Here is a 12,546-nt window from a genome sequence, read left to right as displayed (position 1 = left end):
CCGGGAGGGATCAGGCCTTGCCGATGACCTGGAACTTGGCGTTCGCGGTGATCTCGTCGTGCACGCGGACCGTGGCGGTGTAGGTGCCGGGGGCCTTCACGTGGGTGGACAGCGCCACCTGACGGCGGTCGAAGTCCTGCTCGACGGAGGTCGTGAGGGCCTCGGCCACGAGGGCCGGGGTCACGGCGCCGAACAGACGGCCGTTCTTGCCGGCCTTCATCTCGATGCGCGCGGTCGTCGACTCGAGCTTCTCCTTGAGCGCGACGGCCTGGTCGTGATCGGCGATCTGCTTGGCCTGGCGGGCCTTCTTGATCTCGGCGATCTGCTTCTCCGCACCCTTGGTCCAGGCCGAGGCCCAGCCGCGGGGGAGGAGGAGGTTACGGGCGTAACCGGCCTTCACCTCGACGACGTCACCGGCAGCACCGAGTCCGTCGACTTCCTGGTTGAGGATGATCTTCTTGGTAGCCATGGTGTAGTGGTCCCCTTCCGATCAGCGAGACGAGCTCGAGTAGGGGAGCAGTGCCATCTCGCGGGCGTTCTTGACGGCCTTGGCGATGCGGCGCTGTTCCTGGACGGTCACACCGGTGACGCGGCGAGCACGGATCTTGCCACGGTCCGAGATGAACTTCCGCAGCGAAGCGGTGTCCTTGTAGTTGATCTTGGCGATGTCGCCCGGCTTGAGCGGGTTCGCCTTCTTCTTGATGGGCTTCCGGATCTCCGGCTTTGCCATGGGATTCTCCTGTCAGAAAAAGTGCTGGGGTTCCGTCAGAACGGGGGCTCGTCGTCGGTCGGGTTGCCCCAACCGCCGCCACCGCCCTGCGGGGAGGACGCTGCCCAGGGATCGGACTCCTGCTGCGGGGGCTGCTGGCCGAAGCCGCCGCCACCCTGCTGGGGCTGTCCGCCTCCGAAGTTGCCACCGCCGGCATTGGGGTTCTGTCCCCATCCGCCGCCGGGGTTGCCGCCCTGCTGACCACCCGCCGGGGCACCGGCCGGAGCACCGCCGCCGAAGCCGCCCTGCTGGCCGCCTCCACGGTTGTACCCGCCGCCCTGCTGGCCGCCCTGGCCGCCGAAGTCACCGCGCTGGTTCTTGGTGACGTTGGCGGTCGCGCGACGCAGGCTGGGCCCGATGTCGTCGACGTCGAGTTCGAACACCGTGCGGCGTTCGCCCTCCTTGGTGTCGAAGGTGCGGGACTTCAGACGTCCCTGGACGATCACTCGCATACCGCGCTGGAGGGACTCCGCGACGTTCTCGGCCATCTCACGCCAGGCGTTGCAGCGCAGGAACAGGGTCTCCCCGTCCTTGAACTCCTGGGTCTGACGGTCGAACTGCCGTGGGGTCGACGCCACCGTGAAGTTGGCGACGGCGGCACCGTTCGGGGTGAACCGCAGTTCCGGGTCGGCGGTGATGTTGCCGACGACGGTGATGATGGTCTCGCCTGCCATGGTGACTCCTCTTCGTACGCAGTACGGTCAGTGGATCACTTCGCGTCCGGGCGAAGGATCTTGGTGCGCAGCACGGACTCGTTGATGCCCAGCTGACGCTCGAGTTCCTTGGTGGTCGCCGGCGTGGCGTGGAAGTCGACGACGACGTAGTAGCCCTCGGCGTTCTTCTGGATCTCGTACGCGAAGCGGCGACGACCCCAGATGTCCACGTTGTCCACGGTGCCCTTGTCGGCCGGGACGACCTTCAGCAGATTATCGACAGTGGTACCCAGCGAACGCTCGTCGAGTTCCGGGTCCAGGATGAGCATGAGCTCGTAATGACGCATTGGTGACCCACCTCCTGTGGTCTCAGCGGCTACGGTCTCTCCGTAGCAGGAGGGTTATGCATCCGTCCGACCGGCCCCCGGCGATTCCGAGGGTTCGGCACAGACTGCACCATCATAGTCCCCCGCTCCCCCGTTCGCCAGACCCGCCGCTGAGGCGCCCGCCACGTCCGCGGAGTCCGTGGCCGCCGGCTCCGCCACGGACCCCACCTCGACCACCGACCGCCGGTCGGGGCGGGAGAACAACGCTGCGACGACCACGCCACAGAGCACGATCCAGCGCAGCAGCGTGAGGAACACGAGCCACTTGTCGGACAGCCCCTTCGCCTCGTCGAAGGCCATGACGTCGGAGAGGTTCACCGCGATGACGAGGGCCGTCTCCGCGAGCATCCACGGCACGTGCACCCACAGACGGTGGACCGCCAGGGTCGCGAAGGGCAGGAGCCACAGCGCGGCGGTCACCGGGAGCGCGGGCAGGAACAGCAGGATGATGCCCATGAGCACGGTGCAGGCGGTCCACGGATCGATCGGACCGCGGGTGCGGTGATCGTCACCCACCGGTCCGAGTGGTCGACCCCGCACCCGTCCCGGCCGGGCGCGGACCAGGAGACCGAGCAGGCACAGGAGGACGAGCACGACTCCGACGGCCAGGAGCACCGGCCCCCACGGTCCCGGATCGGCGCCTTCCCGCATGGAGAGCACCGAGGCGATCGAACCGCGGTCGACGAGATCGGCCCACCAGGTCCGCAGGCGGATGATCGTCCGACCGTCCGCCAGTACGAGGACACCGGTCGCGATCGCCGCGACCCCCGCGAGCACCGGGAGGCGTCCGGCCTGCCCCGCCTGCACGAACATCACCGCGACGACCCCGAGCACGACGAGCGCCACGGGATGGGAGAAGCAGGCGAGGACGAGGAGGACCGCGGCGAGCGACAGGCGTCCGACGTCTCGGGGTCGGCCCGGGTCCACGGGCTCCGGTCGCCCGGGCAGGACCCGCCGGCCCAGGACCTCCGGTGCGAGCAGGACGAGAGCCCAGAGGAGGGCCGCCACCCCGAGGGAATCCACGTTCTGCCCCAGGGACAGCGCCACCACCGGGGACAGGAACGCGACCGGCAGCCAACTGCGGGCCCCCGCGAGCAGGACGAGGGCGATGCCGGAGAGCACGGCGCCGAGCACCGAGAACAGGAGCAGGAGGCCCATGGCCGCCGCGACGTCGGTGCCCGCGGCGGTGGCGGACCCGGACACGAGGCCCGCGAGCGCCACGAGCCACGAGGTGACGAGGGAGAACCCGCCGAGGTCGCCGGCGGCCCGCCCACCGGACACGGGGAAGGCACCGCCCCCGAGCGCGTTCGCCATCGGCGAGGCGCACTGGTGGTACGAGGCGTACGGGAGGTCCCAGCCGGAGGAGAAACAGGGCGCCTGGAGCAGGATCCCGCCGAGGACCGACAGTCCCAACAGGCCGAACACCGCCATCGTGGCGCGCCTGCGGAACCGTGGGTCCGGGGCGCCGCGGTACATCCCGGCGGGCCCTCCGAGGAGGGGCTCCGCGAGGTCGAGCGGTGAGACGGGCGGCGGCGTCCTGGTCATGGTCGACACACTAACGCCCGCCTCGGACGCGATTCTCGGTGTCCGGGGCGGGCGTGAGTGTTTCACCAGGTCATGACGTTCAGGAGTTCACGGCCAGACCCTGCGGCGGGCGGACGGTGGTGCGGTCCTGGTCGGGCTGCGGTCCACCGTCACCGGTGCCTCCGCCGGACCCGTCACCGGAGCCTCCGCCCCCGTCGCCGGTACCGCTGCCCGATCCGTCGCCGGAACCGTCACCGGTCCCACCACCCGAACCGTCGCCGGAGCCGTCGGAGGAACCGTCGTTCCCGCCGTTGCCGGTCCCCTGGGTGGGTTCGCCCTGTCCGGGCCCCTCGGTGGCCGGGCCCTCGGGCTCGCCGGTGACCTCGGGCTCCGCGGTCTCGTCCTCGGCCGGTGCCTCGGTCTCCTCGGGTTCGGCCGTCTCCTCCTCGGTGATCTCGGGCTCGGGCTCGGGCTCGGGCTCGGGCTCCGGCTCCGGCTCCGGGGGTGGCGGGGCCTGCTGCGGGATACCGGAATCGTTGTCCGGCTTCTCGGCCTCCGGCAGTTCGCCACGCTCGGGGAACTCCTCGACCGGCTCGCCCTCCAGGGCTCCGGACATGTACTCGGTCCACGCCTGGACCGGGAAGGAGCCACCGGTCACCTCGTAGCGCCCACCGTAGGAGCCGATCGGGACCGGGTTGCCCTCCTCGTCCTCACGGTAGATCGACACCGCGGCCGCCATGTTCGGGGTGTAGCCGGTGAACCACGCGGATTTGTTGTCCTGGGACGTACCGGTCTTGCCGGCGGCCGGGCGGCCGAGGTTGAGCGCGTAGGACCCGGAACCGCTCGTCACCACATGGTTGAGTGCATAGCTCGTCTCGGCCATGACCGCCGGGTCGAAGACCTCCTGGCCCTCGGTGTCCGGCTCGTGGACGACGGTGCCCTCGGCGTCGGTCACCTCCTGCACGGAGTGCGGGTCGCGGTGGACCCCCTCGGCGGCGAAGGTCGAGTACGCCTCGGCCATGTCGATGATCCGCGGGCTCGCGGAGCCGAGGGTGTTCGCAGCATTCGAGTCTAGGCCACTGGTGTTCTCGGGCAGCCCCGCCCGGGTGGCGACGTCGACGGTCTTGTCCGGCCCGACCTCGATGTTGAGCTGGGCATAGGCTGTGTTGATCGAGCTCTGTGTGGCCTTGAGCAGTGACACCGACCCATAGCTCGACCCGCCGAAGTTGTGCACCGGCCAGGGCGTCCCGTCGTTGTCAAAGGTCGTACCGTTTGTCCCGGTGAAGTAGTCGGTGAGCCGATAGCCGTTCTCCAGGCCGGCGACGAGGGTGAAGGGCTTGAAGGTCGACCCGGCCTGCATGGTGTCCTGGGTCGCGTTGTTCCGCTGCCGCTCCAGGTAGTCACTGCCGCCGTACATGGCGTTGATCGCGCCCGTGGAGGGGTCGATCGACACGAGGCCCACGTGCATGCCGTCCTCGAGCTCCGGCAGGTTCTCCACGGCCTCGACGGCGGCGTCCATGTCCTCCTGGTCGAAGGTCGTCACGATGTCCAGACCACCGCGGTACAGCTCGTCCTCGGTGATCCCCTCGGCGGAGAGCTCCTGGCGCACGGTCTCCAGCAGGTAGCCGTTCTGTCCGGCGTACTGGTTGTCCCCGGCGTCGGCGAACTCGGTGGGCATCTCGGTGGAGTCGGCCTCCTCCTGGGTGATGTACCCCATCTCGACCATGCCCTCGAGGATGTAGTCGAAGCGCGCCTGGTAGGCCTCCGGCTCGGCCGCCGCGTCCGCGGCACCGGGCCGCTGGATGATCGCGGCGAGCAGCACACTCTCGTCCAGGTCGAGGTCCGCTGCGTCCTTGTCGAAGTAGTTCTGTGCGGCGACCTCGATGCCGTAGCTCTGTCGGCCCAGGAAGATCGTGTTGAGATATCCGGAGAGGATCTCGTCCTTCTGCATCTCCTGGTCGATCTTGAGCGCGATGAACATCTCCTTCACCTTGCGCTCGATCGACCGCTCGTTCGTGAGGTACATGTTCTTCACGTACTGCTGGGTGATCGTCGAGCCGCCACCGGCGTAGTCGTTCGTCACGACACCGATCACGGCGCGGCTGAGTCCCTTGATCGAGATCCCGCGGTTCTCGTAGAAACTCCGGTCCTCGGCGGCGATCGCCGCCTGGAGCATGTACGGCGAGATCTCGTCGGCCTCGACCGACTGCCGGTCCTCGATGGCGAACTCGCCCAGACGCGTCTCCCCGTCGTTCCAGTACACGGTCGAGGTCTGCCCGGTCGCCTCGATGTTGGGCTCGGGGACCTCCGTCGTCGAGTACCCGTAGGCGAACCCACCGATGCCGAGGGCGGCGATCACGAGGACCGCCAGTCCGATGAGCCGGAAGGACGGGAACCAGCGGGTCAGGGCGTTGCCCTTGGCCCGCGGATAGTTGATCCAGTTCGCCTTCCGTGCCCCGGTACCGGCTGCGGCGGCGCGCTTGCCGGAACCACGGGAGCCACCACGGGCGGAGCCGGGATTCTTGGCCCGGCGGGGCGTGGGCCTCTTCGAGGACTTGTCGGACACGGAGCCTCCGGTGCACTGGGGGACGGGAGCGGATCAGGACACCCACACGGGCGCCCATCGTTCTACGATGGCACCGAACATTGGGAAGTCAATGGAACCGGGCACGTTCGGAGACCAAGGTCACCCGCCACACCACCACGGAAACCTTCCTCCACCCGCTCCCGAGGCGCCCCACCGCGCCCCGCACGCGTCCACCCGGGGGACATTTCCGTGTCCGAGGCGACAGGTACGGTTGGAAGCGGGACCTCGCAGCACTCCGGTCCGACGGTTCAGCGACCTATCACTACCTCACCACGAGGTTGTTGGAGAACATCGCGCGGGCGGCCCGCGCGTGGCCCGGCGGACCCCGTCAGGCACATGTACGTCTCGGGGTTGTCGGTGGTGTCGACCACGAGGAGACGAGAACTCATGTGGAGCGCCGGATCCCTCAGTCGGGAAGGCCGGCGGCTTCCTTCAGCTCGGGGAAGTCGGAGTCCGACCACTCGTGGGCCGATTCCGTGACCGACCGCTCGGGCACCTCGCCGTGGAGCAGTTCCTCGCGGCTGCGCAGTTCCACGCGGCGGATCTTGCCGCTGATCGTCTTCGGCAGCTCGGTGAACTCGAGGCGGCGGATCCGCTTGTAGGGTGCCAGGTTCGCCCGGCAGAAGGCGAGGATCTCCTTGGCGGTCTCCGCGCTCGGCTCCCAGCCGGCACCGAGGACCACGTAGGCCTTCGGGACCGCCAGACGCACCGGGTCCGGGGAGGGGACGACGGCGGCCTCGGCGACCGCCTCGTGCTCGATGAGGACGCTCTCCAGTTCGAAGGGCGAGAGCCGGTAGTCGCTGGCCTTGAACACGTCGTCGGCCCGGCCGATGTAGAAGAAGTACCCGTCCTCGTCCCGTCCGGCCACGTCACCGGTGTGGTAGACGCCGTCGCGGAACACCTCGGCGGTCTTCTTCTCGTCGCCCCAATAGCCGGTGGTGAGGCCCACCGGGCGGGGGTCGAGCTCGAGGCAGATCTCGCCCTCGTCACCGATCTGGCCGGTGGCGGGGTCGCGGAGGACGACGGAGTAGCCGGGCAGCGGCTTGCCCATCGACCCGGCCTTGACCGGCAGGCCCGGCGGGTTGCCCACCTGGAGGGTGGTCTCCGTCTGGCCGAACCCGTCACGGATCGACACGCCCCAGTGCTTCTCCACCTGTTCGATGACCTCGGGGTTGAGGGGCTCACCCGCCCCGAGCGCCTTGCGCGGCGGGGTCTGCAGGAGGTCGAGATCGGCCTGGATGAGCATGCGCCACACGGTCGGCGGGGCGCAGAAGCTCGTGACGCCCACGCGGTCCATGGTCGCCATGAGTTCCGCGGCGTCGAACCGGCCGTAGTTGAAGATGAAGACGCAGGACTCTGCGATCCACGGTGTGAAGATGTTCGACCAGGCATGCTTGGCCCAGCCAGGCGAGGCGACGTTGAGGTGCACGTCGCCGGGTTCCATGCCCATCCAGTACATCGTGGAGAGGTGCCCCACCGGGTAGCTGGTGTGCGTGTGCGCCACCATCTTCGCCTTCGAGGTCGTCCCCGAGGTGAAGTAGAGCAGCAGCAGGTCGTCGGCCGGCGTGGGCCCGTCGGGTTCGAACCCCGGTGCGTACTCCGCCGCCGAGGCGTACGCGAGGTCACCGTCGCGCGTGGGCTCCCCGCCCACGACGATCCGTTTCAGGTCGACCGTCACGTCGTCGAACTTCGCGGCGTCGGTGGCCCCGGCGACGACGAAGGTCGCCTCGCCCCGTGCCGCACGGTCCTGCAGGTCGACGGGACCCAGCTGCGTGGTCGTGGGCAGGAGGACGGCACCGAGCTTGATGCCGGCGAGCATGGTCTCCCACAACTCCACCTGGTTGCCGAGCATCACCATGACCCGGGATCCCCGTGTCACACCCGCGGCCCGGAGCATGTTCGCCACCCGGTCCGACCGTTCGGACAGCTCGCGGTAGCTCCACTTCCCCTCGGTCCCGTCCTCCTCGACGATCCACAGGGCCGGCGCTTCGTTGTCGGCGGCGATCACGTCGAACCAGTCGAGCGCGAAGTTGAAGTGCTCGAACCGCGGCCACTCGAAGTCGGCCCGGGCGGTCTCCAGATCGGTCCGGTGCGCGATGAGTCGGTCACGGACTGCGCGGAACTGTTCGGCGGCTGTGCTCACTTGGGCTCCTTCACTTCGCGGACCCGCGCGGCGGTGACGCCTGTGTCCCACCGGGTCCGCGGCGGCGACGTGGGGGAACGCTATCAGCGCTGCGTGACCGGAGGATGAATCATCCCACCATGTGTACCGATATCCGGACGATTCTCACAACAGCACGGCTCCGTCCCGCTCCTCGTCCTCGTCGCCGTCCGTGGTCCCGTCACGCCGCACGTCCTCGTCGCGTTCCTCCTCCACGACCCCGGCGTTCTCGTACCGGTACCACTTCACGAGCAGGGACCCCAGGAGCATGAGCACCGCCGGAGCGACCCCGGCACCCAGAGCGATCCCGATCGCGGCGGAACCCGGTTGCACGACCGTCTGGCCGGCCGTCGAGGACACGTACCCGGAGACCTCCAGGAACAGGCCGAAGATGCTGGGTCCGACGGCCGAGCCGAGCATGGTCGCCGCCCCGAACATGCCGGAGAACACCCCGCCCTGCGCCCGGCCCGTCCGGTGGGTCGACACCGCGATGCAGTTGCCGAGCATCGCGAGGGTGAACACCTGCTGGCCGGCGTATCCGCACCCGCAGATCGCCACTGCGGCGTAGACGAAGGCGTGGGCGGCGTCGAGGAGCGCCGCCGTCGTGATGAGGAATCCCCCGAGGGCGAAGGTGAGCGAGACGATGACGAAGCCGCGCTTCACGTCCGTCCGCTCGCCCACCCACCGCCACAGGGGCATGCAGACGATGGCCGGGCCGACGAAGGCGACGAAGAGGAAGGTCGGGGCGATCTGGGAGCGCATGATCTCCCCGGAGAAGTAGCTCACCGAGGCGAGCAGGGTCGCGACCCCGGCACCCTGGACGATGAAGCAGGCGAGCAGGACCATGAACGGCCGGTTGGCCACCGCCACCCGCAACTGCGCGAGGATCGTCGGTTCCTTCTCCTCCACCCGACCGATCGGTGCCTTCGCCGTCCCGACGAAGGCGATGACCGCCCCGACGAAGAACAGCGAACCGATGGCGATCCCCATGAGTCGGAACCCCACGATCGGGTCCGCGTGTCCATAGGCGATGAGCGGTGCCACCGCCCCGCAGATGAGGATGGCCACGGCGTCGACGACGACCCGGAGGGACAGAAGCTTGGACCGGTCCCGGTCGTCGTCGGTCATCTCCGCGGGCATCGCCAGGTAGGCGACGGTGTAGAAGAGGTAGGCCGTCCCGCTGAACAGGAACATGACGAAGACCCAGGCCGGAGCCGCGGGAGACGTGCGGAACACCCCGGCGAAGATGAGCATGAAGGCGATCCCGGAGGCGAAACCACCGCCGAGGACGAAGGGCCTGCGCGGACCGATCCGGGTGACCGTCCGGTCACTGATCCGACCGGCCACGGGGCTCAGCAGGACGTCGATGAGCTTGGGGATCAGCACGACGAGACCGGCGAGACCCGCGGCGACCCCGAGCGAATCGGTGAGATAGGGCAGGAGCAGCAGCCCCGGGACGGTCCCGAAGGCCCCGAGCGTCACCGACCCGAGGGCGTACCCGATGTGGACGGACCGGGGCAGGGGCCCCGCCCGTGGCGAGGCGGACATGGCACGACCGGTCCCTACTCGTCCGCGAAGAACAGGATCTGGTCCCGGGTGTAGGTCCTCCCGGGATGGGCCTCGGCGAGGTGTGCGCGGGTCGCCTCGACGAGGGCGTCCTCGTCCGGTGCCGCGATCTGCACTCCGCACGGACACGTGAGCGTCATGCGTGGACTCCTGTCGTCCGGGGAGCCTCCGCCTGTGGGTGCTCCCGGGTCACGGCCGCCTCCCAGGCGACCAGGTCGAAACCGGGTTCCTCCGCGACCTCCGGGGTGAGCGCCGTCCGAGGCGCCCCGTCGACGGCCAACAGACGCCGGGCCGCCATGTGGTCGGCCGGCCGGTTGACCGTCTCGACGGCCACCAGGCGCTCCCCGGTGAAGCACAGGACGACCTTCTCGTCCTCCCCCACCCCGGGGACATCGACCACGCGGTCACACCCGGTGGACAGTCCCGCGATCTGCAGGTGGAGGTCTCCCTGGTCGGACCAGAACCACGGCAGTGCCGTATAGGGGAGTGCCGTGTACGCCGAAGCACCCTCCCCTCCCGTCAACCGAGCGGCCACGTGCCGGGCCTGGTCCGCCGCGTTCTGCACGGACTCCAGGCGGGTCGGGGCACCCTGGGCCGCCGCACAGGGGAACCGCACCGCGTCCCCGAGGGCCGACACGTCCGGGTCCTCGGTGAGGAGGGTGGAGTCGACGAGGATCCCGTCGTCGACGGCCAGGCCACAACTCTGGGCGAGTTCCGTGTTCGGCACGACACCGATCCCGTACACCACGAGGTCCGCGGGAAGGCTCCGCCCGTCCGAGGTCGTCACCGCGTCCACCGCCGTGTCCCCCTCGATCGAGGCGAGGGCACACCCGAAGTCGAACCGGACGCCGCGCTCCTCGTGGGCCTGCCGGAACAGTGCGGCGGTCGCGGCGGTGAGCGCACGGGACATGGGGCGCTCGGCGAACTCCAGGACGTGGACGTCGACACCGCGGGCCGCGGCGACCGCGGCGAACTCCAGGCCGATGAACCCGGCACCCACGACGACGGCGCGGGCACCGGGTCGTAGGAGACCTGCCAGGGCGTCCGCGTCCTCCCGGGTCCGCATGCCGTGGACCCCGGACAGGTCCGCGCCCTCGACGGGCAGGGTCCTGCCGCGGGCACCGGTGGCGAGCACCAGGTGTTCGTAGGGCACGACCGTCCCGTCCTCCGTGCGGACGGTGTGTGCGGCACGGTCGACGGACACGGCCCGGGAGTGGACGAGGTCCACCCGCTGGGTGTCGTACCACTTCTCCTGTCGGTACAGCAGTCGGCGGGCGTCGACGTCACCGAGCAGGTACCCCTTCGACAGCGGTGGCCGTTGATAGGGCAGACCGGGTTCCTCGGTGAGCAGCGTGACGGAACCCTGGTACTTGGCCCGGCGGAGGGACTCCGCGGTCTGCCAGCCGGCCTGGCCGGCCCCGACGATGACGACGGACCCCGGCGGGCGGTGTGCAGAGGAACCGGTGGACATGGGAGCCGACTCAGTTCTTCTCGGGGATGACGACCGTCATGGAGTCGTAGCCCTTGACGAAGTTGTTGTGACTGAAGGCGGGCTCACCGACGACCTCGATCCGCGGGAAGCGGGCGAGCATCTCTTCCCAGATGATCCGCAGCTGGAGCTCGGCCAGCCGGTTGCCCAGGCAGCGGTGGATGCCGAAGCCGAAGGACAGGTGCTGACGCGGGTTCTTCCGGTCGATGACGTAGTCGTAGGGGTTCTCGATCTTGTCCTCGTCGCGGTTGCCCGAGACGTACCAGAGCGCCACGCGGTCACCGGCACGGATGGTCCTGCCACCGATCTCCACGTCCCGCGTCGCCACCCGCATCATGTGGGTGAGCGGGGTCTGCCAGCGGATCGTCTCGGAGACCATGGACGGGATGAGCTTGGGATTCGCCCGGAGCTTGTCGTACTCGGCGGGGAACTTGTTGAGCGCGTAGACGGACCCGGAGATCGTGTTCCGGGTCGTGTCGTTGCCGCCGACGAGGAGGACGATCCCGTCGCCCTGCAGCTCGGCGAAGGTGAAGTCCTTGGCGTGCGGGCTGTGGGCGAGCAGGGACACGAAGTCCACCCGCTTCTCCTCCTGCGCCCGCTGCTGGAACATGCCGGCGAAGACCTGGAAGAACTCCTGGACCTGCGCGTCGAACTCCTCCTGCGTCTTCACGATCGAGTCGGGGCCCGGCACCGAGGTCATGACGTCGGACCAGTGCGTGAGCTTCTTCCGCTCCTCCTGCGGGAAGTCGAAGAGGGTGGCGAGCGTCATGGCGGTGAGGTCCCGGGAGACGTGCTCGACGAAGTCGAACTCCTCGCCGATCGGCAGGGCGTCGAGGATCGCTCCGGCGCGCTCCCGGATGAGCGGCTCCATCGACCGCAGGTTCGCCGGGGACACCCCGTCGACGACGGCGCTGCGGTGCACCTCGTGCTCGGGCGGGTCCATGCTCAGCAAGGACCGGATGGTGTTCCGTTCACGGACCCGGGCGGCCTCGGCTGCTTCTGCGGCCTCCGCCGTCCCCGCGGTCGAGGCGCCCTGCCCGGGGCCTGCCCCGAGTTCACCGGTGAGTGCCGAGGCCTTGTAGTCGATGTCGGTCTCGATCTCCCCCTCCGGCGGCTTGCGCAGGACGATGCCCGCCTGGGCGGAGAAGGTCTCGTGGTCGGTGTCCGCGGCCATGATGTCGTCCCACTTGGTGAGCGACCAGTAGGGGCCCTGTTCGGTGTGTTCCTCCGCCGTGTAGTGGACGGGGGACTCGGCACGCAGGCGTTCGAACTTCCACCACATCTCCTGCCGGGAGAACCCGGCGGGGTCACCGGGGTCCAGCCGGTCGAGAGGGGTGGAGTAGACGGATTCCCGGGCGGCCGCCTGCTCGGCGGTGAGCCCGGTGCTCGGGGTGGGAACGGTGATGGTCAT

11 protein-coding genes are annotated in these 12,546 nt (G+C 69.2%); all 11 read right to left on the bottom strand.

Annotated features, from left to right (window positions below; translation table 11 throughout):
• Positions 1–10: 10 nt before the first annotated feature.
• Positions 11–469, bottom strand: a complete 459-nt coding sequence (gene rplI, locus AAD496_RS00605; protein ID WP_349826685.1) for a 50S ribosomal protein L9 — start codon at positions 467–469, stop codon at positions 11–13.
• A 21-nt stretch (positions 470–490) separates the two neighbouring features.
• Positions 491–730 carry a 30S ribosomal protein S18 gene (rpsR, locus tag AAD496_RS00600; protein WP_349826684.1) on the bottom strand — a complete coding sequence of 80 codons (240 nt, stop codon included), beginning with the start codon at positions 728–730 and terminating at the stop codon, positions 491–493.
• Between the two features lie 35 nt (positions 731–765).
• Positions 766–1,443 (bottom strand): single-stranded DNA-binding protein, encoded by a 678-nt coding sequence (locus tag AAD496_RS00595; RefSeq protein WP_349826683.1) that lies wholly within the window; start codon positions 1,441–1,443, stop codon positions 766–768.
• A 35-nt stretch (positions 1,444–1,478) separates the two neighbouring features.
• Entirely contained in the window at positions 1,479–1,769 is a 291-nt protein-coding gene (rpsF, locus tag AAD496_RS00590) for a 30S ribosomal protein S6 (RefSeq protein ID WP_349826682.1), read from the bottom strand.
• Positions 1,770–1,823: 54 nt separating this feature from the next.
• The gene (locus tag AAD496_RS00585; RefSeq protein WP_349826681.1) at positions 1,824–3,353 is read right to left on the bottom strand and encodes a hypothetical protein; all 1,530 of its coding nucleotides are present in this window, start codon (positions 3,351–3,353) and stop codon (positions 1,824–1,826) included.
• 79 nt (positions 3,354–3,432) lie between these two features.
• The gene (locus tag AAD496_RS00580; RefSeq protein ID WP_349826680.1) at positions 3,433–5,898 is read right to left on the bottom strand and encodes a transglycosylase domain-containing protein; all 2,466 of its coding nucleotides are present in this window, start codon (positions 5,896–5,898) and stop codon (positions 3,433–3,435) included.
• 427 nt (positions 5,899–6,325) lie between these two features.
• Positions 6,326–8,062 carry an AMP-binding protein gene (locus AAD496_RS00575; RefSeq protein WP_349826679.1) on the bottom strand — a complete coding sequence of 579 codons (1,737 nt, stop codon included), beginning with the start codon at positions 8,060–8,062 and terminating at the stop codon, positions 6,326–6,328.
• A 144-nt stretch (positions 8,063–8,206) separates the two neighbouring features.
• Complete coding sequence (locus AAD496_RS00570; protein ID WP_349826678.1) at positions 8,207–9,628, bottom strand: MFS transporter; 1,422 nt, start codon at positions 9,626–9,628, stop codon at positions 8,207–8,209.
• Between the two features lie 14 nt (positions 9,629–9,642).
• On the bottom strand, positions 9,643–9,786 hold the full coding sequence (locus AAD496_RS00565; protein ID WP_349826677.1) for a DUF1059 domain-containing protein: 144 nt from the start codon (positions 9,784–9,786) through the stop codon (positions 9,643–9,645).
• Complete coding sequence (locus tag AAD496_RS00560; protein WP_349826676.1) at positions 9,783–11,117, bottom strand: NAD(P)/FAD-dependent oxidoreductase; 1,335 nt, start codon at positions 11,115–11,117, stop codon at positions 9,783–9,785. Before AAD496_RS00560 ends, AAD496_RS00565 begins: the two co-directional genes overlap by 4 nt.
• Positions 11,118–11,127: 10 nt before the next feature.
• On the bottom strand, positions 11,128–12,546 hold the full coding sequence (locus tag AAD496_RS00555; RefSeq protein ID WP_349826675.1) for a cytochrome P450: 1,419 nt from the start codon (positions 12,544–12,546) through the stop codon (positions 11,128–11,130).

This window comes from Brevibacterium litoralis, from assembly GCF_040212315.1.
GTDB lineage: Bacteria > Actinomycetota > Actinomycetes > Actinomycetales > Brevibacteriaceae > Brevibacterium > Brevibacterium litoralis.
This window is presented reverse-complemented; position numbering and strand designations above follow the sequence as displayed.

Bases quoted from the DNA above. Each gene is read 5' to 3' on its own strand.
- AAD496_RS00555 (WP_349826675.1), bottom strand. From the start codon at position 12,546: ATGACCATCACCGTTCCCACCCCGAGCACCGGGCTCACCGCCGAGCAG.
- rpsR (WP_349826684.1), bottom strand. From the start codon at position 730: ATGGCAAAGCCGGAGATCCGGAAGCCCATCAAGAAGAAGGCGAACCCG.
- AAD496_RS00585 (WP_349826681.1), bottom strand. From the start codon at position 3,353: ATGACCAGGACGCCGCCGCCCGTCTCACCGCTCGACCTCGCGGAGCCC.
- AAD496_RS00565 (WP_349826677.1), bottom strand. From the start codon at position 9,786: ATGACGCTCACGTGTCCGTGCGGAGTGCAGATCGCGGCACCGGACGAG.
- rplI (WP_349826685.1), bottom strand. From the start codon at position 469: ATGGCTACCAAGAAGATCATCCTCAACCAGGAAGTCGACGGACTCGGT.
- AAD496_RS00595 (WP_349826683.1), bottom strand. From the start codon at position 1,443: ATGGCAGGCGAGACCATCATCACCGTCGTCGGCAACATCACCGCCGAC.
- rpsF (WP_349826682.1), bottom strand. From the start codon at position 1,769: ATGCGTCATTACGAGCTCATGCTCATCCTGGACCCGGAACTCGACGAG.
- AAD496_RS00570 (WP_349826678.1), bottom strand. From the start codon at position 9,628: ATGTCCGCCTCGCCACGGGCGGGGCCCCTGCCCCGGTCCGTCCACATC.
- AAD496_RS00560 (WP_349826676.1), bottom strand. From the start codon at position 11,117: ATGTCCACCGGTTCCTCTGCACACCGCCCGCCGGGGTCCGTCGTCATC.